At 40.9% G+C, this 20,467-nt stretch carries 12 protein-coding genes and 1 pseudogene; 5 read left to right on the top strand and 8 right to left on the bottom strand.

What is annotated here, in order from left to right:
* Nucleotides 1-169: 169 nt before the first annotated feature.
* The gene (locus tag GNP35_RS09730) at nucleotides 170-2,401 is read left to right on the top strand and encodes a TonB-dependent receptor plug domain-containing protein (protein WP_155695900.1); all 2,232 of its coding nucleotides are present in this window, start codon (nucleotides 170-172) and stop codon (nucleotides 2,399-2,401) included.
* Between the two features lie 94 nt (nucleotides 2,402-2,495).
* Here the strand turns inward: GNP35_RS09730 and GNP35_RS09725 are convergent, their stop codons facing one another.
* From GNP35_RS09725 to GNP35_RS09705, 5 genes and pseudogenes are all read right to left on the bottom strand, one after another.
* Nucleotides 2,496-4,037, bottom strand: a complete 1,542-nt coding sequence (locus GNP35_RS09725) for an AbgT family transporter (RefSeq protein WP_155695899.1) — start codon at nucleotides 4,035-4,037, stop codon at nucleotides 2,496-2,498.
* 106 nt (nucleotides 4,038-4,143) lie between these two features.
* The gene (locus GNP35_RS09720; protein ID WP_155695898.1) at nucleotides 4,144-4,638 is read right to left on the bottom strand and encodes an invasion associated locus B family protein; all 495 of its coding nucleotides are present in this window, start codon (nucleotides 4,636-4,638) and stop codon (nucleotides 4,144-4,146) included.
* Between the two features lie 103 nt (nucleotides 4,639-4,741).
* Nucleotides 4,742-6,094, bottom strand: a complete 1,353-nt coding sequence (locus tag GNP35_RS09715; protein ID WP_155695897.1) for a nidogen-like domain-containing protein — start codon at nucleotides 6,092-6,094, stop codon at nucleotides 4,742-4,744.
* A 327-nt stretch (nucleotides 6,095-6,421) separates the two neighbouring features.
* Nucleotides 6,422-7,966 (bottom strand): annotated as a pseudogene (locus GNP35_RS09710) (dipeptidyl-peptidase 3 family protein); the annotation flags it as partial.
* Nucleotides 7,967-8,262: 296 nt separating this feature from the next.
* Complete coding sequence (locus GNP35_RS09705; RefSeq protein ID WP_155695895.1) at nucleotides 8,263-9,714, bottom strand: nidogen-like domain-containing protein; 1,452 nt, start codon at nucleotides 9,712-9,714, stop codon at nucleotides 8,263-8,265.
* A 269-nt stretch (nucleotides 9,715-9,983) separates the two neighbouring features.
* Here GNP35_RS09705 and GNP35_RS09700 point away from each other — a divergent pair, with 269 nt between their 5' ends.
* Complete coding sequence (locus GNP35_RS09700; protein ID WP_155695894.1) at nucleotides 9,984-11,507, top strand: bifunctional GNAT family N-acetyltransferase/carbon-nitrogen hydrolase family protein; 1,524 nt, start codon at nucleotides 9,984-9,986, stop codon at nucleotides 11,505-11,507.
* A 10-nt stretch (nucleotides 11,508-11,517) separates the two neighbouring features.
* Here the strand turns inward: GNP35_RS09700 and GNP35_RS09695 are convergent, their stop codons facing one another.
* From GNP35_RS09695 to GNP35_RS09685, 3 genes are all read right to left on the bottom strand, one after another.
* Nucleotides 11,518-11,955, bottom strand: a complete 438-nt coding sequence (locus tag GNP35_RS09695; protein WP_155695893.1) for a hypothetical protein — start codon at nucleotides 11,953-11,955, stop codon at nucleotides 11,518-11,520.
* Nucleotides 11,956-12,072: 117 nt separating this feature from the next.
* Nucleotides 12,073-13,809: a sodium:solute symporter family protein gene (locus GNP35_RS09690; RefSeq protein WP_155695892.1), complete on the bottom strand. Its 1,737-nt coding sequence runs from the start codon at nucleotides 13,807-13,809 to the stop codon at nucleotides 12,073-12,075.
* Nucleotides 13,809-14,060 (bottom strand): DUF4212 domain-containing protein, encoded by a 252-nt coding sequence (locus GNP35_RS09685; protein WP_330997761.1) that lies wholly within the window; start codon nucleotides 14,058-14,060, stop codon nucleotides 13,809-13,811. Before GNP35_RS09685 ends, GNP35_RS09690 begins: the two co-directional genes overlap by 1 nt.
* Before the next feature lie 237 nt (nucleotides 14,061-14,297).
* On the opposite strand from GNP35_RS09685, the gene GNP35_RS09680 reads away from it, so the two are divergent.
* The 3 genes from GNP35_RS09680 to GNP35_RS09670 are packed head-to-tail and all read left to right on the top strand — an operon-like array spanning nucleotide 14,298 to nucleotide 20,391.
* Nucleotides 14,298-16,148: a DUF294 nucleotidyltransferase-like domain-containing protein gene (locus GNP35_RS09680; protein ID WP_155695890.1), complete on the top strand. Its 1,851-nt coding sequence runs from the start codon at nucleotides 14,298-14,300 to the stop codon at nucleotides 16,146-16,148.
* A 2-nt stretch (nucleotides 16,149-16,150) separates the two neighbouring features.
* Nucleotides 16,151-16,906 carry an exonuclease domain-containing protein gene (locus tag GNP35_RS09675; protein WP_230961407.1) on the top strand — a complete coding sequence of 252 codons (756 nt, stop codon included), beginning with the start codon at nucleotides 16,151-16,153 and terminating at the stop codon, nucleotides 16,904-16,906.
* Complete coding sequence (locus GNP35_RS09670; RefSeq protein WP_155695888.1) at nucleotides 16,903-20,391, top strand: PAS domain-containing hybrid sensor histidine kinase/response regulator; 3,489 nt, start codon at nucleotides 16,903-16,905, stop codon at nucleotides 20,389-20,391. The genes GNP35_RS09675 and GNP35_RS09670 overlap by 4 nt, the downstream gene beginning before the upstream one ends.
* Nucleotides 20,392-20,467 lie beyond the last annotated feature (76 nt).

Genomic DNA, 20,467 nt, shown 5'->3' with positions numbered 1-20,467 from the left:
GATGTAATCTAGCAGACTCAGCTGTTTAAAAAAAGAACATTTATTTTTTCAGAAAGTGCATAACTATCAATGAGCTAATACTGGTCGAGCCGCTGTACCGATATTGAAATTTGTAAAACGGCAATCATTTCCTACTATTAAAGTTAACGTATTTTTTTAGCGAAACTTTATGATAAAAACCGTTCGCCTCTCATTAAAAACTGTTTTCCTAATACTGTCTATGACATTTGTACTATGTTTATTTTCCATTTCTTTAGTAGTTAAAGCAGAGCCAAGCAAAGCGCAAATTGCAGCAGACAAAATAGACTATTTTGAAATGAGTTTAGAAGAGCTATTGGACATTAAAGTAAGCGTAAGTGCTGGCACAGAATCGAGGCAAAACTTTGTACCATCCTCAGTCACCATTATTAGCCAAAGTGATATTGAATTAGCGAATGGACGGTCCTTAAGTGACCTTCTTAATATTTATGTACCTGGATATTTTAAAGCAGAAGACAAAGACGACACCATTGCTTCATTTAGAGGCCTCGCGCCTGATAACAACAGTAAGGTTCTGTTACTCATTGATGGTGTGAGAATAAATGCTGACTGGTTTTGGGGCCCTGCAGATAATGTATTAAACGGAATTGGTTTGGATTATATAGAGCGAATTGAAGTTATTCGTGGTCCAGGCAGTGTCACTCTTGGTCAGGGCGCGCAAATGGGCGTAATTAATGTTATCACCAAGCTAGTGGAAGAAAGTGAAGTAAATATTGCGGCTGGAGAGGCAGGATGGCAATCAGTGAGTGGCATGACGGGCATAAAACACAATGGCCTTAATTATCAATTTATTGGTTCCGCTCAAGCGCTAGACGGTTTTTCCCTACCTCACAAAGGTTGGGCGAATGAGGTTATGGAAGGTGACTCTTCACACCCTTCAGTTGCGGCAGACCGAGGCACAAAATTGAATAATGCTGAGTCAATTAGAATGCTAGCTAGGGTGTCTGATTTTGATTGGACTCTTTGGTTTCAGCACCATCAACAAAAAAGGGATTTATATAACTGGACTAAAGATAGAGACCAAGTTGAGCAACGCTTGTCTATTATTGCCGGCGATATTTATTACCCATTAAATAATGAACTCACGGTAAAGTTATTAGCAAATTTTCAAAATGATGATTATGCCCTATACGACCGCTATTCTGGGCAAACAACGGCAGGGGCTAATGAGCAACGTAGTTTTGCTCAAGCTAGGCTTTATACACGGGAGAATAATCAAGGGATAAGTTGGTTATTGGCGGCTGAGCTGGAGCATATAAAAACGGGTAGTAAAAATTGGCAGGGCGACAATTTTATTGTTAACAAAACATCGGACTTGTCGACCAATGTGAACAAAACCAACAAATGGCTCTTTCCTAGTAGCTACACCAATAAAGCCATACTAGGCGAACTAAATGCCATTTGGTCTTCGTCGTGGCAGGCGAACCTTAGTTTTCGAAATGACTATAACCACAACTGGGGTAAGCAATTTACACCTCGAATGAGTTTGACATATCAACATGAACCTCGTAGAAACGTATACCGGCTTACTTATCAACGAGGTTTTAACGGTCCGCCTGGGGTTCACTACACGGGAGGCTTTTTAGGCGATGGTTTATTGTCTGAAAATAACCTGATGTATTTAGAAAGTTCCGGCATGACATCTTCTACTACTGGACGAGCAGTGACCAATGCTGAGTCACCACGTGCTGAAACAATTCGTAGTTTTGAGTTTTCAGTTAAAGGGGTGATAGATAAATATCTAAGTTATGAAGTCACGGCCTTTTCCAATGAAATCAACAATTACATACTCACCTTATCAACTCGTAATGGCACACCCGGTGCAGCTATTGGCTCTGACTTTGTTGGTAATTGGGGAGGCGTTTTTTATTATGCGAATCAACCAGGGACACTTAAGATTAGAGGGCTAGAAGCATTAGCTAACTGGAAGCGAAATAACTGGCGGCATCAAATATCCTATAGCACACACGACGTTGTTAGTGCCGATGGGTTTGAGTTAGGAATGAAGTCACCGGTTGCAGGATCAGAAAACAATTTAAAAGCTAATGGCTTACCTGAAGGCATTTTCCGGTATCAAGGGTTTTGGCGAGCAAGTGACGAGGTGAGTTTATCTTATCAGCATGTCATTCTGAACAGCTGGTGGGCGCCTTGGACTAACTCAAAAGAGTCTGGATTAGATTGGGGAAACCTTTCTGCAAAGTGGGCCTACAATAAAAACCTAAATTTCGTTTTTGCCATCAATAATGTTTGGGATGAAGACAAGCTCTATCCTATCCGAGCAAGAGGTAAGGGCAATGAAACTCCAGGTACGCCTTCATTAGAACCTAGGAATATGACTTTTTCCATGCGCTATAAGTTTTAACATTAAAAGAAGTTAGAGAGTAAAAAAGGCGCTAATCAAGAATTGAAAAGCACCTAATATTTATATAGTTAACGGATTAAACTATAGGCCTTGTTTAATTGCTCGGCGCATAGTCGTAGCTAGCTTGTATACCCAGAGGAATGTCTAGGCCCCAATAAGCTAATAAAAACAGTGTCCATGCAATTAAGAAACAAACAGAGAACGGTAACATCATGGCGGTTAGCGTACCTATTCCGGCGTTTTTAACATATCGTTGGCAAAATACCACCACTAATGGGAAGTACGGCATTAAAGGAGTAATGATATTAGTACTCGAGTCGCCAATACGATAAGCCGCCTGTGCTAAATCTGGCGAAATACCTAACTGCATTAACATTGGTATAAATATAGGCGCTAACAGTGCCCACTTTGCCGATGCTGAACCAACAAATAAGTTAATAAATCCGGTTAGGAAAATAATGCCCGCAATGGTTACGCCACCAGGTAACGCAAGCGCTTTTAAGAAACCAGCGCCTTTGACCGCTAGTAATATACCTAAGTTAGATTGCCCAAAAGCATAAATAAACTGTGCAATAAAAAACATGATGACCAAATAATAGCCCATGCCAGACATTGCTTTACTCATACCCTCAATAAACTGTTTACTGTTTTTGATGCTACCAATAGCCACGCCGTAGACTAAGCCCGGTATTAAAAACAATAGGAATATTAATGGCACAATTGACTTCATTAAAGGTGCGGTGAAAGAGGTTAATGAACCATCTTCTGCTCGCCATGGAGATGTCTCATAAGACGCTGTAACAAAAAGCACCACAAAACTAGCAACAATAGACGCTAGTGCAAAACGTAATGCTTTGCGTTCTTTGTCCGTAAGAGGATCCATAGTAGGTAAATCAGATAGGTCACCGTCTAACTTATTTGCTTGAAGCTTAGGCTCGACGATTTTATCGGTTATAAACCAACCTAAACCGGTAATTAAAATAGAGGAGACAGTAGTGAAGAAGTAATTATTTAATGGATTTAACGTAATTGTAGGATCCAATAACTGAGCGCCGGCCTGCGATATGCCTTGCAACATTGGGTCTAAAGCAGAAGGAACAAAGTTAGCAGAAAAACCACCGGATACACCAGCAAATGCAGCTGCAATACCAGCTAATGGGTGACGGCCTGCCGCATAAAAGATAACACCACCAAGAGGTATTACTAATACATAACCAGCATCCACGGCAGAGTGACTAACTATACCAATAAGAATAATCATTGGCGTTAAAAGCCATTTAGCAGTGACTGACAATAATGCTCTTAAGCCAGCATTGATAAATCCAGAGTATTCGGCAACGCCTATACCTAGCATTGCTACTAATACAACGCCAACGGGATGGAAGTGTGAAAAGTTGGTCACGATAGAAGAGAAAAACTGGGTCATTGCATCCCCAGCAAGCTGATTATTGATAACCAGATCTTGGCCAGAGCGAGGGTCTATTACGTTAAAATCGATTCCCGAAAGCGCCCAGGATAAAACCCAAACTATTGCCAGTAAAGAGATAAATAATGCAGCGGGATCTGGTAATTTATTACCCCAGATCTCTACCTTATTTAAAATTCGCTGCATTACCGAAGTTGATGCGTTGTCCATTTTAAAACCTTATTGTAATTGTTATGTCCAAAAAACAAGCTACGATAATTTAATCAAAAATTACAGAACTTTGAACAAATTTATTACAGGAATTAAAAATACTAGACTAATTCATCGCCTTAAAGGCTTCAGAGTATCCATTAAGGGTAAAAGGTAAGGTGACTTGCTTTTTGGTGTTGTTGTCAAAATAAACAATGCGCAGCGCTCTGCCACTTTCAAACTCAGACTGCAATTGCTCATCAACTAAAACGTTGGTTTGACAAACTTTTGCGTCACAACCCAATATTTTTACTCGGGTGTCTTTATGGTTATCAACCTTTATTCCAATACCTGCGCTCTGAAGGGCATTTTTACTTAACTTAATAGTTAACATGGTTCTGTCATTTTGAATGCGAGTAATATTTAAAGATCCAACAATGCCAGATTTTTTGCCATTTGATGCAATTAAAGACTGATTAATAAAACAAGGCTTTTTATCACAAATTAACTGCCAATTTCCGAACCCACGTGGTTGAGAATCGTTTGCTTGATTGCTTGCAAATGCAAAGTTGCTAAAGGTTAGAATAGCGATAAGTAGGGGAGTGATGAATGTGTACTTCATATTTAATCCATTAAAAAAGGGGACAAGCCCCTTTATACTTCAATTTAGTCTCGCAACCAAGTAACTCATAAGGAATTACTTGGCGAAATAAACTATATGTAGCTTATGCGATGCATTTCTTTTTACGACGTGACATTGCAACAATTCCACCTAATGCTAATAGCATTAAAGCTAAACCGTTTGGTTCGCTCACATCGTTAACTTCTTGTGCAATTGCTACTTGGCGAATAGATTGCTGTTGAGGTTGGCCTGAACCATTATCAACAAATGAAACACCCGTTACAAAAGCAGTTGGGTCATTAGGATCAAGCATACCTGTAATATCAATACCCATGATTCTAAACGCAGATACACCATCCGGACCAAAGAAGTATTCAACACCACCAGTTAATAGGTCGCCTTGAAGTATCCAGTCTCCATTTGCATCTAATAACCATAGATCGAATAAGTTATCGTCAAAACCAGTCGGTAAAATAACTGACGCAAAGTTTTCACCATTGTCGACATAGTAGTCATAACCAATAGCCACTTCAGGGTCTATAAATACAACTTCTTCTGGACCTACGATTATTTCAAACGCCCAACCAGGAAGATCTGATTCGTTTTCAATTGGCATAAAAGGGTCATCAGCGGTACCAGTACCTGTACTACCAGTTGGAGCTGGTGCACTAAAACCAGGATCTTGAAGTTCACCGTTGCGATATTCAAAACGCCAAACGCCAGCTTCTCCGCCTTCAACATTTGTAGTATTAGCTAACTCATTTACATCTGGTGTGCCTGAACCTGGTAAGTGAACGATACTAGAAATATCATTAGCATCAGGCACAATACCCGCAAATGCAACTGTATCGCCAGCGCCGCCATTTAAACCATTCCAAGAAAGCTCACCATATCTGAATTCAATATCAAAATCCGATACTAAAGGTAGGTCCTGTGGACCTATACCGCCCAATCCACCCGAGTTGCCCGGTATTGGCATACCGCTACGATCTATAACAACCATTTGAAAAGTGTTTCTGGCATCGCTGTCACCCATAGCTTGAGCTACGTTAGACCAAGTTATAGCTGTTGTAGTTCTGTCATCGCTCATGCCCATATAAATAGAGCCGCAATCATTACAGAATGTATCAATTGAACTTAAAAAAGGTGTAAACGCAGCATCAAAATTTGCAACACCCCAACCAAATCCTTCGCTTGCTTCTATTAAACCAACTGATCCATTTACACCAATATTAAAATGGCTGTATTCAGTGCCATTCATCAAATAGTTACCTAAAAATTGGTGCGTATAAGCGTAACCGCCATATGGGCCATGAACTTCGCTGCCAAAGTCTTCAGAAATATTGGCATCTAAACCTACGTGGTTAAAACCTGTAAGAATAGGATCAGCAGTTGCTAACATTGGCGAGGCACCAATAATTAAACCTGCAAGTAAGGAAAGCGATTGTTTTTTCATTATGAAAATCCCTTTAGTAAATGTGATTGTTTGAATTTGTCTGGTATCACCTGAGCAAATTTTAGGCCACAGATATTAAGGTTCAGGATTCGTAACTAAGTTGTTGTTTTTAAATCGGTTTAAATTTAGTTTTTTGTTAAAAACAAATGTGATAAATAAAAGTGTAAATATTTCAGACACTTGGTGTTTGTTTTTTGTTCAAGTTGTAAAGGTTTTAAACAGAACGAGTTTTAGACATTAGACCTTTCAGATAATAAAGGCTTTAGACAATAAAAAGCCTTCACGAGGAAGGCTTAGAAAATAGGTAAACTAATTAGATTTGGGTGATTAAAGCCCTAATACTTGCTTGCCTTGTTTGAAGGTAATATCCACAGGGATGTTGGCTTTGGTCAATTTAGCTAAATCAGCCTGAAGGTCTGTGTTAATTAGTCCTTTTTCGGCTACTAATTTCGCAACACCGTCATAATCGCCATCACCTTGTAGCTTTAAGATAATATTAGATAAGCCGTCAATCGCCGTTTTCATTTTTTCAATGTCTACGCTGTAAAAGCCTTGTTCGTCACGGCTGAATGCGCCTTGTTCTTTAAAGTAGTTAAAACGAACCATGTTTGCTTTACCGTGAGCTGAACTCGCACCAAAACGAACTGAACGGAAAATGCCCGCCATAAAGGTAGTGTAATAATCTTCAAGTGTTCCCTCATCAATAGCGCCTTTTTCAAGTAATTGGCGAATCATGTACAAACCTAAAATGTCCGCTTTGCCTTCTTCAAGTGCTGAGGCATGTTCTTTTAACGCGCCACGTACAGTTTGACCTGTACCAATAACTTGTTTGATGCCTAATCCGTGGGCAACTTCATGGAACATGGTATTTGCAAAAAACGCCGTAAACGTTATGTTTTTACGTTGTTCTGGAACAATTAGTTGCTCTGCAATAGGCACTAATATGTGATCAAACTTAGCTTGCATAGCATTTTTCAACTGCAGGCGACGTGTGCCTTTTTTAAGCTGAACTTCTTCATCATTTGGTAAGTTAATCGCAATTGTTTTACTACCGGCATTTGAATGGCCCGCGTAATAAATCACGTCATAGGCGTTTAAGTCTGCATCTGATCCTGGCGTTTCAGCTTTGTATTTTGCAGGTACAGGCAAACCTTGCTGTAATTCTGGTAAGTAAGCTGCGTATTTTGCTAATCGCTCGCTCCAGCTCATGTCTTTAACAAGAACATAAGATTCAAAAGCGGCACGATAACCAAACAGCTGATCTTCATAAGTTTCAATAGGGCCAATGACAACATCAATTGGGTTGTTCTTCATATCCATCCAAGCAAAGTCTGATGCTTGATACTCGTCAGTAACAAGCGCTTCTGCACGCATGGTTAGATAGTTTTTGAATTCTTCATCTTCTGCATAAGAAGCTGCTGTTATTAACAACGAAGCCGCGCGACGCATTTCACCTTGATACTCTTGATGATAAGGAGCAATCTCAAGCTTACCTTTTTTGTTGCGCTCAATAATTGAATATAAACCATCTTTGTCGGCTAACTTAAGCTTTTCAAATTCAGCTTTGCTCATATCCGCAGGGTAAAACTCAGCTCCAGGGAATTTTTCAGCGTAACCAGATAAAAATGGCTTGTCGCCGTTTAGTCTGTCCCAAGGTCCATAGTTGATTTCAGCAAACGCACGAACCTTTGGATCTTTAATTTTGTCTAAAAACGAGGCTTTATCTTCACCAAATGCCTGCATCCAAAATAAGTCATCCATAATTTCAGATGCGTCAATTAGAACGCCTAGCATTTCTTGCTGCTTTTTGCTCAAGTGGCTTAAGTCGGCAGTTAATTCAACCGGATGATAAATATCTAGTCGTGATTTGTCGCCAATGTATTCAACAGTTAATGGTGAGCCTAACGCATCGGTTTTTGTTCTGGTGCTTTAGAACAAGCAACTAAAAAGCTAGCGGCAATGGCCGTAAATGCAAAGTGCTTTAATTTAAATTTCATGTGAGCCTCTTCGGTGGGTAATTTTTGTTGTTTGACGAAGTAAAGTCAGTGAGGTGTTTTTAGCATTTATAGTGAGAGTTTGCATTATTTTCATTAAGCAAATTGTGGAACCGCTTATATTTCAGGCATAAAAAAAGGAACCGAAGTTCCTTTTCTGTTAACAACGTTAAATTACGCTGCTTTTAGTTTTCTTCTGCGTTGTAATGCAATAAAACCACAACCAACCAATAAAAGCATTAGTGGGTTAGGCTCATCAACATTGGTAGCATCAGGAACAAACTCAGTAAGAGCTACTTGGCGAACTTGTTGATTACCAGCATTAATGAATGATAGACCAGTAACAAACGCAGTAGGGTCAGTAGGGTCAACCATATTTGACGTATCAATACCTAAAATACGGAATTGAGAAACACCATCAGGTCCAAAGAAGTGGCGGAAGTTTGCATCTAAGAACTGAGAAAATTCCCAGCCGTTTGCACCCATTAACCAAAGCTCGTAGTTAGCATTAAAACCGTCAGGTAAAATAACTGACGCAAAGTTAGAGCCGCTATCAACAAAGTAGTCGTAACCAACGGCAACGTCAGGGTCGATAAATACGATTTCGTCAAAATCAACGTCAAAGTCAAATGCCCAACCATCTTCACCTTCAGAAATTGGCATAATTGGGTTTTCAGGAGTTACGCCCGGCTCTAAGAACTGACCATCACGGAATGAAAAGCTCCAAATACCTTCTTCGCCAGTATTTGATGTATTCGCTAAATCAACTACGTCATCAGTCAATGCACCCGGTAATGAATATGACGTTGTCATTTCCACTTCCACTTCTTCAAGCACAGGTGTTTCCTCTAGTACAGGCAGATCCTCTAACCTAGTTTCTACTTGCGTAACTTCTGCCATTTGAGGAGCAGGAACACTTTGAGGGATGTTAGGTTCGCACTCTCCAGGAGGGCATTCACAATCGCCAAAAGGACAATCACAGTCACCGCCTGGGCATTCACAATCACCACCTCGACACTCGTCAATGAAGCCGTTACCAGCGGCAAATCCAGCTTGGGCATTGTCACTCCACTCTAATGTTTCATAACGAAACTCAAGATCAAAGTCACCCGCTGTGCCAGTATCGGCGGAGCGATCAATCAAAACTGCTTGGAAAGTATTTCGCTCACCTGATTCAGAGTTACCGAATTCAGCAACTTCGTGCCACGTTACCGCTACAACACCTTCAGCAGGAGCACCTATATATATGTTTCCGCATTCGCCAGTTGAAGAGCTATCACCTTCAAACTCTCCACCACCGCAGTTGATGTTCACATCGCCCCAAAATGGCGCAATTATAGGAAGGGTTGCTTGGTCAAAAGAAGACCCTTGAAAGCCGTTGAATCCGCCAACAAAACTTAAGTTTCCGTTTGTATTCACAAAAAACGACTCATAAGTTTCACCAAAGAAGTTAACGGAAAACGGTAAGTTCAACTCATTACTAGAACCATCGTCAACCATCGGTGTAGCTACTTCACCGAGTCCGTTTTCACCACCCATACCCGTTAAAATTACGTCAGCTTTAACTTGCAGTGATAAAACAAAAAATACTACTACTGTGGTTAGTAGTGTTTTTAACATTTTCATTATTATTATGTCCTTGTTTGTGCAAATAACTATTTATCTTTAAAGTTATACTTCGATAAGCAATATCAGCGCCAAATGGCAATCCCTTGACCACACTGGTGTGTTAAAAATAAACAGATTTATGTGTAAAAATACTGGACACATTTAAGGCCTTTATTTCTTCAATAATATCTCCATATATATTTGAAAGATCTGAGTTTTATTTAAGGATCTAAAGAAAGTTGTTCTATTATTGGAGCAATCGATAAAATTTTTTAATTGGAGCTATAATGGCGGCAGAGAAAACGCATTTAGAGATCTGTAACCTTACCAAAGGTCAATATCCAGAAATTAAGACTTTAATGGATCGTGCTTATCCAGACCTTGGAGGTGCATGGCCGTCACATACTATTTTTAGATTGATAGATCAGTTCCCAGAAGGGCAAATTGGTATTGTTGATGATGGCGTATTAGTGGGCATCGCGCTCAGCGTTCAAGTTGACTATGCGCGCTTTTCCAATCCACACACTTACGAAGATATTGTTGATGGTCATGACCGTGTTTTTTCTGACGAAGAAGGAGACGCGCTGTACGGATTAGATGTAGTGATATCACCAACTCACCGAGGAATGAGGTTGGGACGACGCTTATATGATGCGAGAAAAGAGCTGTGCCGACAGTACAACTTGAGGGCTATTTTAGCGGGTGGTCGAATTCCGCTGTATCACAATTACAGTAGTGAAATGTCGCCAACGGAGTATATTGAAAAAGTCGATCATAAAGAGTTGTACGACCCTATCTTAAGCTTTCAATTATCAAACGACTTCCAAGTAAAACGACTATTAAAAAAATATCTACCTGAAGATCAGGGCTCTGTTGGTTATGCCACTTTATTAGAGTGGAACAACATCATGTTTGAGCCTACCGATACCGTAATAGAATCTACAAAATCTATTGTGCGAGTGGGTGCGGTGCAATGGCAAATGCGTTGTGTAGAATCAGTAGAAGAATTGCTCAAACAAGTTGAGTACTTTGTAGATACGGTTTCTGACTACCAAAGCGACTTTATCTTGTTTCCAGAGTTTTTTAATGCGCCACTAATGGGCCTTACGGAACAAAGCAATCAAACAGAAGCGATTCGGTATTTAGCTGAGTTTACCGAAACCTTTAAAAACGCCATGTCGCGCATGGCCGTAGAATATAACGCTAATATAATTACCGGTTCAATGCCACTGGCCGAAGACGACAAAATTTATAATGTCAGTTACCTCTGTCATCGCAGCGGAAAAATAGACGAGCAACGAAAAATTCATATAACACCGCATGAACAAAACGACTGGGTTATCCAAGGTGGCGATAAAATCGCAGTATTTGAAACGGATGCAGGACGAGTAGGAATACAAATTTGTTATGACGTTGAATTTCCGGAGTTGTCGCGAATATTAGCCAAACAAGGCCTAGATATTCTGTTTGTACCATTTTGGACAGACACCAAAAACAGTTACCTTAGAGTTAGACATTGCGCTCAAGCTCGAGCCATCGAAAATGAATGTTATGTAGTGATTGCAGGCTCAGTGGGTAATTTACCTGAAGTGGAAAGTTTAGATGTTCAGTATTCGCAGTCAGCGGTCTTAACACCTTCAGACTTTTCATTCCCGCACGATGCGACGCTAAACGAAGCAACGCCAAATACTGAGATGTTACTGTTCAGCGACTTAGATATGGATAAATTGAAAATTCTTCATAGCGAAGGTACAGTTCGAAACCTCAAAGACAGACGCGAAGACTTATACAAAGTGGAACTGGTTAAATAATCTAGTTAATTTAGCTTTTTTTGGTGGTGAATTCGCTGATGTATTTGCCACCTTTAATCTCTGCAATAACGCGCAGTTTTTGTGTGTCGCCGGCTTTAGTAAGTTGCTGGTTCAAGGTGGTTTTATGCTTCCAGTAAAACGCATTGTTATCTTGTAGAAGAGGGTATTCGGTCACTATATTATTGTCGTCAACGGTAAATAACGTGGCGGCATCTAACGCAAAGGTTGAATTTACATAAGTTTCGCCGTTTTTGTCGTACACATTTAGCTGTAAGTCGCCTGACTCTAATATGCACATTTGCTCAATCACATCGCAAGGACCTTGTTGCTGCAATACAATGACTTTGTCTTTAGCCGCTTGGTTTTCCACCCACATGTCAGACAATATATAACCGCCTAATATTAAGATTGGAGCCACGTATAACGCCATTTTGGTGTGTTTATTCATATTTTAACCTCGTTATTATGCTTGAATTGTAAACGGGAATAATTAGTAAATATAGAAATAAAAAAAGGCTTCCCAAATGTAGAGTCAAATGGGAAGCCAAAGGGTAAAAACACATGTTTAGTGTGCGTGCGCTTTTCCAGCTCCATGAGGGACACGGAAGTTATCTACCATGTCTTGGATTTCTTGTGGTGCAGGCCCGGTAAACTTAAGCATGATAAATGCAACGGTAAAGTTCACGATAGCGCCTACAGCACCAAAGGCATTAGGCGAAATGCCTAAGAACCAATTTTCTTCTAATCCACCTAAAAATGAAGTGCCTGGTATAAACATGAATCCTTTATGTTGGAATACATACAGCATAGTTACACCTAGACCTGCACACATGCCTGCTACGGCAGCAGTGCCACTCATCTTTTTAGAGAATATACCCATCATTAATGCCGGGAATAAACTCGATGCGGCTAAACCAAAGGCCAACGCAACGGTACCGGCAGCAAAGCCTGGTGGATTTAACCCCAGCCAACCTGCGACAATAATGGAAATGGTCATCACGACTCGTCCGGCCATGAGCTCGTCTTTTTCAGAAATGTTAGGTGTTAACACCCCTTTCATTAAGTCATGGGAAACCGAGGAGGATATCGCTAGCAATAAGCCTGCAGCGGTTGATAGTGCAGCTGCAATACCACCTGCGGCAACCAGTGCAATAACCCAGTTAGGAAGATTTGCTATAGCAGGGTTCGCCAATACCATAATGTCACGATCAACCTTGGTCATTTCATTAGTCTCAGCATTTGCTGTGTATTGGATTTTGCCATCGCCATTTTTATCTTCGAACTGCAATAAACCTGTTTTTTCCCAGTCTTTAAACCATTGAGGACGCTCGGCATACTCTAAGTTTTGACCAGCAACTGGCTCTACCGTGTTCATAAGGTTAAGGCGAGCCATTGCACCAACAGCAGGTGCTACTGTGTATAACAGAGCGATAAATACTAACGCGTAACCTGCAGATGAACGTGCTGCTTTTACAGAAGGCACCGTAAAGAATCGCATAATTACGTGCGGTAAACCGGCTGTACCAATCATTAACGATAAGGTGTAAGCGAACATGTTTAAAGTGCCGCCCATATTATCCGTGGTGTATTCTTTAAAGCCTAAATCAGTGACCACTAAATCAAGTTTGTCTAATAAATACATGCCACTGCCATCGGCCAAGGTACTACCTAAACCAAGCTGCGGAATTGGATTACCAGTCAGTTGCAATGAAATAAACACGGCAGGAATAGTGTAAGCAAAAATCAGTACACAGTACTGTGCAATTTGCGTGTAAGTAATGCCTTTCATGCCACCAAGCACGGCATAAACCCAAACAACGGCCATACCTATGTATAAGCCAAGGTCGTAATCAACTTCTAAGAAGCGAGAGAACGCAACGCCAACGCCTTTCATTTGGCCAATGATATAAGTAAGCGACGCTACAATTAAACAAACAACAGCAACAATACGTGCGGTTCTTGAATAGTAACGGTCAGCAATAAACTCAGGTACGGTAAACTTACCGTGCTTTCTCATGTATGGAGCAAGAAGCATGGCTAACAATACATAACCACCGGTCCAACCCATTAAGAATACCGAACCGCCGTATCCTAAGAAGGCAATTAAGCCAGCCATGGAAATAAATGACGCCGCACTCATCCAGTCAGCACCAATTGCCATGCCGTTTTGAAGTGGAGTTACGCCGCCGCCAGCCACATAAAAGTCACTAGTTGAACCCGCGCGAGCCCACCATGCAATTGCGAAATAAAGGGCAAAAGACCCAAAAACCGCAATGTAGGTATAGAGTTTTAATTCTTCCATTATTCGTCCTCCACCTTGTATTTGGCATCAAGTTTATTCATTTGCCTTGTATACCAAAAAACTAAACCAACAAATGTGTAAATAGATCCTTGTTGTGCAAACCAAAATCCAAGTTTGTAACCACCAAGTCTAAATTCGTTGAGTTGTTCAACCAGCAAAATGCCAAATCCATATGAGACAACAAACCATATGATGAGGCATATAAATATTAAGCGCAGATTTTCCTGCCAATATGTTGTTTTATGTTCCACGACATGCTCCAAATTAATCTTTGTTAAACAAAGTTAGAATTTGTACATCAACCGTCGCCCACCCAATTGCTGTTTGACATCTAATCGATATACAAATGACTGAGCCTAACTTAGCAAGAAGGGGTTCAACAAAGGTATTAAACTTTAGTCTAAGGTGGTCAGATATTCGTTGCCATTTGCTCGCAAAGCGCCTAAAACAGTAGGCTAAAGAACAAAAATAATTTCAAAGGGACAGACATGAGTGTTGATCTTAGCGAACAAATTGACTTTATTGGGCAAATTCCCCCTTTTGATCAGTTACCAAAAACCGCCCTTGTTTCCTTGGTTTCACTCTTCTCTATAAATTATTTAAGGCAGCACGACAGCTTACAAACGGCGTTTACAAGCGCACGGCAATGTGGTGTTTTTGTGGTGGTCCGAAAAGGCATAGTCCAACAAAAAGTAAAAGGCGCTATTCGTTCTAAATATGGCGAAGGCGATGTGATCGTCATCAATAATGTGGACTTTTCTAATCAGCAAAAAAGCTGGCTGGTGGACCAAGACTCTTTAGTTTACAGCGTGCCTTTGAATGAAATGAAAATGGTATTGGCCGATTATCCTGACATTTTGTCACACTGGTTAAAAGATCCTAATCAACGCATACACGACTCAGTTGCAGCCCAGCAGCTTAATGAGCTGAGCGCGTCGCCATTAAACAGCATGACGGTTGAAGAATTTGCTCATACGCCTGCGGCCACCATTGCACATCTGGAGTCTATACAGTCAGCGGCCATTAAAATGACAGAACTGGGTTACTCAAGTTTAGTGATCACCAAGCAAGACGTTCATGTAGGCATCATTACCGACAAAGACATTCGCTCAAGAGCCGTTGCTGCAGGTTTAGAATTAACCACGTCGGTAAATAAAATCATGACCACAGACATGCTAACCATTGAAGCCGAACAAATAGCCTTTGATGGTTTGTTAACCATGATAGAGCAGGGCATACATCATCTGCCTGTAACTAAGTCTGGTAAGTTATACGGTATGTTAACGCTAACTGACTTAATGCATAAAGAAGGGCAAAATGCCGCGCATTTAACCAGTGCAATCCGTAAAGCAACGTCGGTTTCTGAGTTAGCTCGAATTGGTCAAATGTTGCCTCAACTGCAGGTTAATTTAACTAAGCTTGGTATTGCAGCGGCCCCCATTGCTAAAAGTATTAGTGCCTTGTCGAGAGGCATCACCACACGTTTAATTCAATTGGCGGAGCAGAAACTGGGTTCGCCATCCGTGCCGTTTGCATGGTTGTGTGCAGGATCATTAGCGCGCAGTGAGCAATTGGCCTTTTCCGATCAAGACAATGCCATTGTATATAGTGATGACGCCACTGAAGCAGACAAGCGTTGGTTTGCTGAGCTGGCGGACTATGTTTGTGATGGCTTAAACGAATGCGGGTTTATTTATTGCCCAGGCAATATTATGGCGAGTAATCCCAATTGGTGCCAAAGCGCCAAACAGTGGCAACAATATTTTGAAAAGTGGGTATCGTCACCAAGCCCTCAAGCCTTGTTAAATAGCAGCGTATTTTTTGATTTAGATGTAGTTTATGGTGACAAAACACTGTTGCTGAATATCAAACATCGCGTATTAAAAATGACTCAGCAGAGCACACTGTTTATTGCACATTTGAGCCGCAACGCCATAGGCAATAAACCGCCTCTGGGTTTTTTCAGAGACTTTGTTCTTATTTCTTCAGGTGAAAACAAATCCACCATGGACTTAAAACACAATGCCATCGCGCCTATTGTTGATTTAGCTCGCATTTACGCCTTAGCATTAGGCATTGAAGAAAACTCCACCCTTGAACGGCTGCAGGCCGCAAAAGGCAGTCACATATTGTCAAAACAAGCAGGGCGAAGTCTGATAGCGGCATACGAATTTCTTATTCAGTTGCGTTTAGAACTTAACGCATTGCAAATACAACAACAGAAAAAACCAAGTAACTTTTTGTCGCCCAAAGACATATCAAGATTGCAGCGAAGCCATTTGAAGGACGCGTTTAGGGTTATTAAAGAGTTACAAGATTCAAGGCAAGTGGTGTATTAGTGATGAATTTGAAGAACTTTTTTACGCCGCAAAAACAAAAGTTTGAACAACAGAGGCAAGCGCTAAACGAGCAATTTAAAGACATGTTGGCTCACACGTTACCCGACGAAGACTTAGCTGATCTAGAAACCGATATTTATGCGGGCATTAGGGCGTATTTATCAACGCCGCTACCAGACTTAACTACGCCTTTAATTGAATTGCCAATGGTGGCGGTAGATTTTGAAACAACGGGGCTAGATGCAAATCGCAATAAGCTACTCAGTGTTGGTTGTGTAAACATGTTAGGCAATCAAATTAAACTGGCACAACGATATCACCAAGTTATTGATGTTGAACAACAGTTAGAACATGATAATGTTTGTATTCATCAAATTACGGAGCAAGAAAGCCAGCAGGGAGAAAGCTTAGAGCTCGTTGTAAACGACCTGTTATTAAAGTTAGCTGGTAAAGTAATGTTGGTGCATTTTAATAAAATAGAACGTCACTTTTTAACAAAAGCTTGTTTGCATTTATACGGCATTAAACCGCCGTTTGTCATGGTTGATACCTTGTTATTAGCAAATCAGTCACTGCGTAAAAAAGGCTTTATTATTGAACCGCGAGACCTAACGTTAAAAAATCTTCGACAACGTTTCTATTTACCAAATCATACAGCGCATAACGCTCTAGGTGATGCGATAGCGACAGCGGAGCTTTATTTAGCAATGATGTCTCAACGCGATTTAACGTCATTAACCTTAAAGGATGTAATATGACTTTTGCTATATTTGCTGCTTCCATTGTTTACGTTGGCATCATGTTTATGCTGGCCAGATGGGGCGACAAAGGTGGCGCGTTATCGCAAAAAGTAACGCATCACCCAGTCATTTATAGTTTAGCCTTAGGTATTTATTGCACCAGTTGGACCTACTTTGGCGCGGTTGGAACCGCATCAACTCAAGGTTGGCAGTTTCTTCCTATTTTATTAGGACCAATTTTATTATTCACCTTTGGTTATCCTATTTTGGCAAAACTGGTTACGGTGAGTAAAAAGCAGAATGTCACTTCCGTTGCCGACTTCATATCGTCACGTTACGGCAAACGCCAACAAACGGCGCTCATTGTCACTATCATTGCAACGCTCGCTATTATTCCTTACATCGCGCTGCAGCTAAAAGCCATTAACGCTAGCTTTAGTGCGTTTTCAGTCATCTCTTCTATTCAATCGGAGCAAGCCACCTCCGCCTTTGTCGCTACTTTTGTTATTGCGTTGTTTTCGATTTTGTATGGCGCCAGAAAAGCCGACGTAACGGAATATCGCTCTGGATTAATATTTGCCATCGCCTTTGAGTCCATTTTTAAGTTAATTGGCTTAGTTATTTCTGCTGTTATCGCCTATATGTTATTAACGGACTCCACGATAAGTAACACGATAAGTAACACGACAACTAACACAATAAGCACCACACTAAACCCAGAAATAGTAACCTCGCAGTGGCAGTGGTCAACAATGATCACAACCGACTTTTTGGTACAAACTTTTATGGCTGCTGCCGCCATTTTGTGTTTACCAAGACAATTCCACGTCATGGTGGTGGACAACTCAGATAAACGAAATCTGAACACGGCACGTTGGTTATTCCCGCTGTATTTATTGCTGACGATTATTGCCATTGTGCCTATTGCCACCGCAGGGAATCATTTTTTAGCAGACAGCGGCGTTAGTAGAGACATTTTTACCATGCAATTACCGCTATTTGCAGGTAATGAGTGGGCAACATTATTGGTATTTATTGGTGGTATTTCTGCCGCCAGTGCCATGATCATTGTGGCCACGTTAACGTTAAGTACGATGATCACCAACGACGTATTTATGCCGTTAGTTTTAAAACGTGAACAACAAAAAATATTGGCCGAGGGAAAATACCAACACCGTATTGTTCAGTTACGACAAGTCACCATTGGCGCTATTCTATTTTTGTCTTTTGCTTATTACTTTGTCTGGGCCAAAGAAACCTCGTTACACAACATCGGTCTCATCGCCTTTTCTTTGGTAATCCAATTGTTACCGCCAATTTTAGGTGGCTTATATTGGCGAAAAGGACATGCAAACGGAGTTTACGCTGGACTCTTAATGGGCTTTTTAAGTTGGTTAATGTTCCTATTGATGCCGCTCGCTTCTTCTTATGATGCAGGCAGTCACAGCTCGGTTATTAGCCAAGGTGTGATCATCTCTTTAATCGCCAATTCGCTGGGTTATTACTTATTTTCAATATTCGCCAATGAACGTTTAATCGATAAAATTCAAGCGACGGCGTTTGTTCATCCAAATAAACGAGCTGATTTGTCAGCTCAAAAACTTCGTCATACGCAAGCCAAAGTAAAAGACTTAAACGACTTATTGATGACCTTTTTAGGCAATGAGCGCAGCGAACAGTTGTTGCTGGAATATGAACAGGAAAACAAGCTAACGCTGGATGACAACGATGAACTTACGCATCAGTTTGTGAATTACTGCGAACGTATGCTTGGTGGTGTGTTAGGTGCCTCATCTGCGCAGTCATTGGTTAACATTGTACTGTCGGGCAAGCAGCTGGACGTAGAAGACGTGGTTAACTTTTTTGATGACACCACGCAAGCCTTAAAAAATAACCAAGCCATATTATTTAGCTCGTTAGAAAATCTAAGCCAAGGCATTAGCGTGGTGGACAATGACTTAAATTTGGTAGCCTGGAATAAACGTTATTTGGAGTTATTTGATTACCCTGATCATATGGTGCAAGTAGGCTTGCCAATAGAGCAGCTTATTCGATTTAACGCCGAGCGCGGTGAATGTGGTTATGGCGAAGTTGATGAGCTGGTTAGTAAGCGTTTGTCGCATTTAAAAAGCGGTCAAAGCCATACCTTTATTAGACGTCGTGCCGATGGAAAGGTTATAGAAATGGTGGGCAATCCATTACCAAATGGAGGATTTGTTACCAGTTTTAACGACATTACCGGCTTTATAGAAACGGAAAAAGCACTCAAAGACGCCAACATTAATTTAACGGATACGGTACAGCGACGTGTTAATGAAATTAGTGAGATATCCGTAGAGCTGAAAAAAGCCAAACAAGAAGCCGATGAAGCCAATGCCTCTAAAACTCGATTTTTAGCGCTTGCCAGCCACGATGTATTACAACCTTTAAATGCCGCCCGTTTGTACTTGTCGTCATTAAGTGAAGACGAATTAAATCAAGAACAACACGGTACGTTAAACAAAGTGGATCAGTCGCTGTCGGCAATGGAAGACTTACTATCAACGCTATTGGAAATTTCGAAACTAGAGCAAGGCGCGCTTAAACCAAGCTTTAGTCACTTTAAATTGAGTACAGTATTAAAGCCGTTATGTGATGAGATTTCGGCACAATGCGCTGACAAACAATTGGAGTTTGTGCAACATTGGCAAGATGTGACGGTTCACAGTGATGCCACTTATTTACGTCGAATATTACAAAACTTTTTATCGAACGCGGTGAAGTATACCGGCTCAGGTAAGGTTTTAATTGGCTTACGAAAAGCCGGCCAAGGCATAAGAATAGAAGTATGGGACACAGGTGAGGGCATTTCAGCGTCTGAACACAGCCGTGTATTTGACGCCTTTTACCGCACGCACACTGGTAGCGCCAAAGGTTTAGGGCTTGGACTTAGTGTGGTGGAAAGAATGAGTTCACAACTTAAGTCGCCAATAAAAATGCAATCTACGGTTGGTAAAGGTTCGTGTTTTGGCGTTACTGTGCCGCTTGGATCAGAAAGTTTAACCACGCAAATCAATCAATTTGAGCAATTAGAATCGAGTCAATTTAATCAACTTAACGTTATTTGCATTGACGATGAAATTCAAAATCTAGACGCCACTAAAACCTTACTCGAGAAATGGCAATGCCAGTGTTTGTGTTTTTCTAGTGTTGAGCAAGTAAGTGACTTTTTAGCCAGTTGCGCACCAGATAGCACAAACCCAAGCTGTACTAAGCCCGATGTATTGCTGGTGGATTATCAGCTAGTGCCATCAAACATAACCGGCTTAGAGCTTATTCAGTCAATTCGTTCACACTTTCAAGATGCCATTCCAGCTGCATTAGTGACAGCCATGAAAGACGAAGAGTTAAAAGCGCAGTGCGATGCATTTGGGGTGAGACACATGTTAAAACCATTAAAACCGGCGCCATTAAAGTCGTGGTTAAAAAGCCTTATTCAAAAAGCACAACGCGACGCAGAATAGCTATTTAGCTAGCTGTCTTTGGACAGACCTGTATAGGTATGTATGTAGGTATAGATAAGGTATGTAGGTGCAGATA

Source organism: Psychrosphaera haliotis (assembly GCF_009728465.1).
Classification (GTDB): domain Bacteria; phylum Pseudomonadota; class Gammaproteobacteria; order Enterobacterales; family Alteromonadaceae; genus Psychrosphaera; species Psychrosphaera haliotis.
Note: the sequence above shows the minus strand (reverse complement) of the source record. Positions and strands in the feature narration are given on the sequence as shown.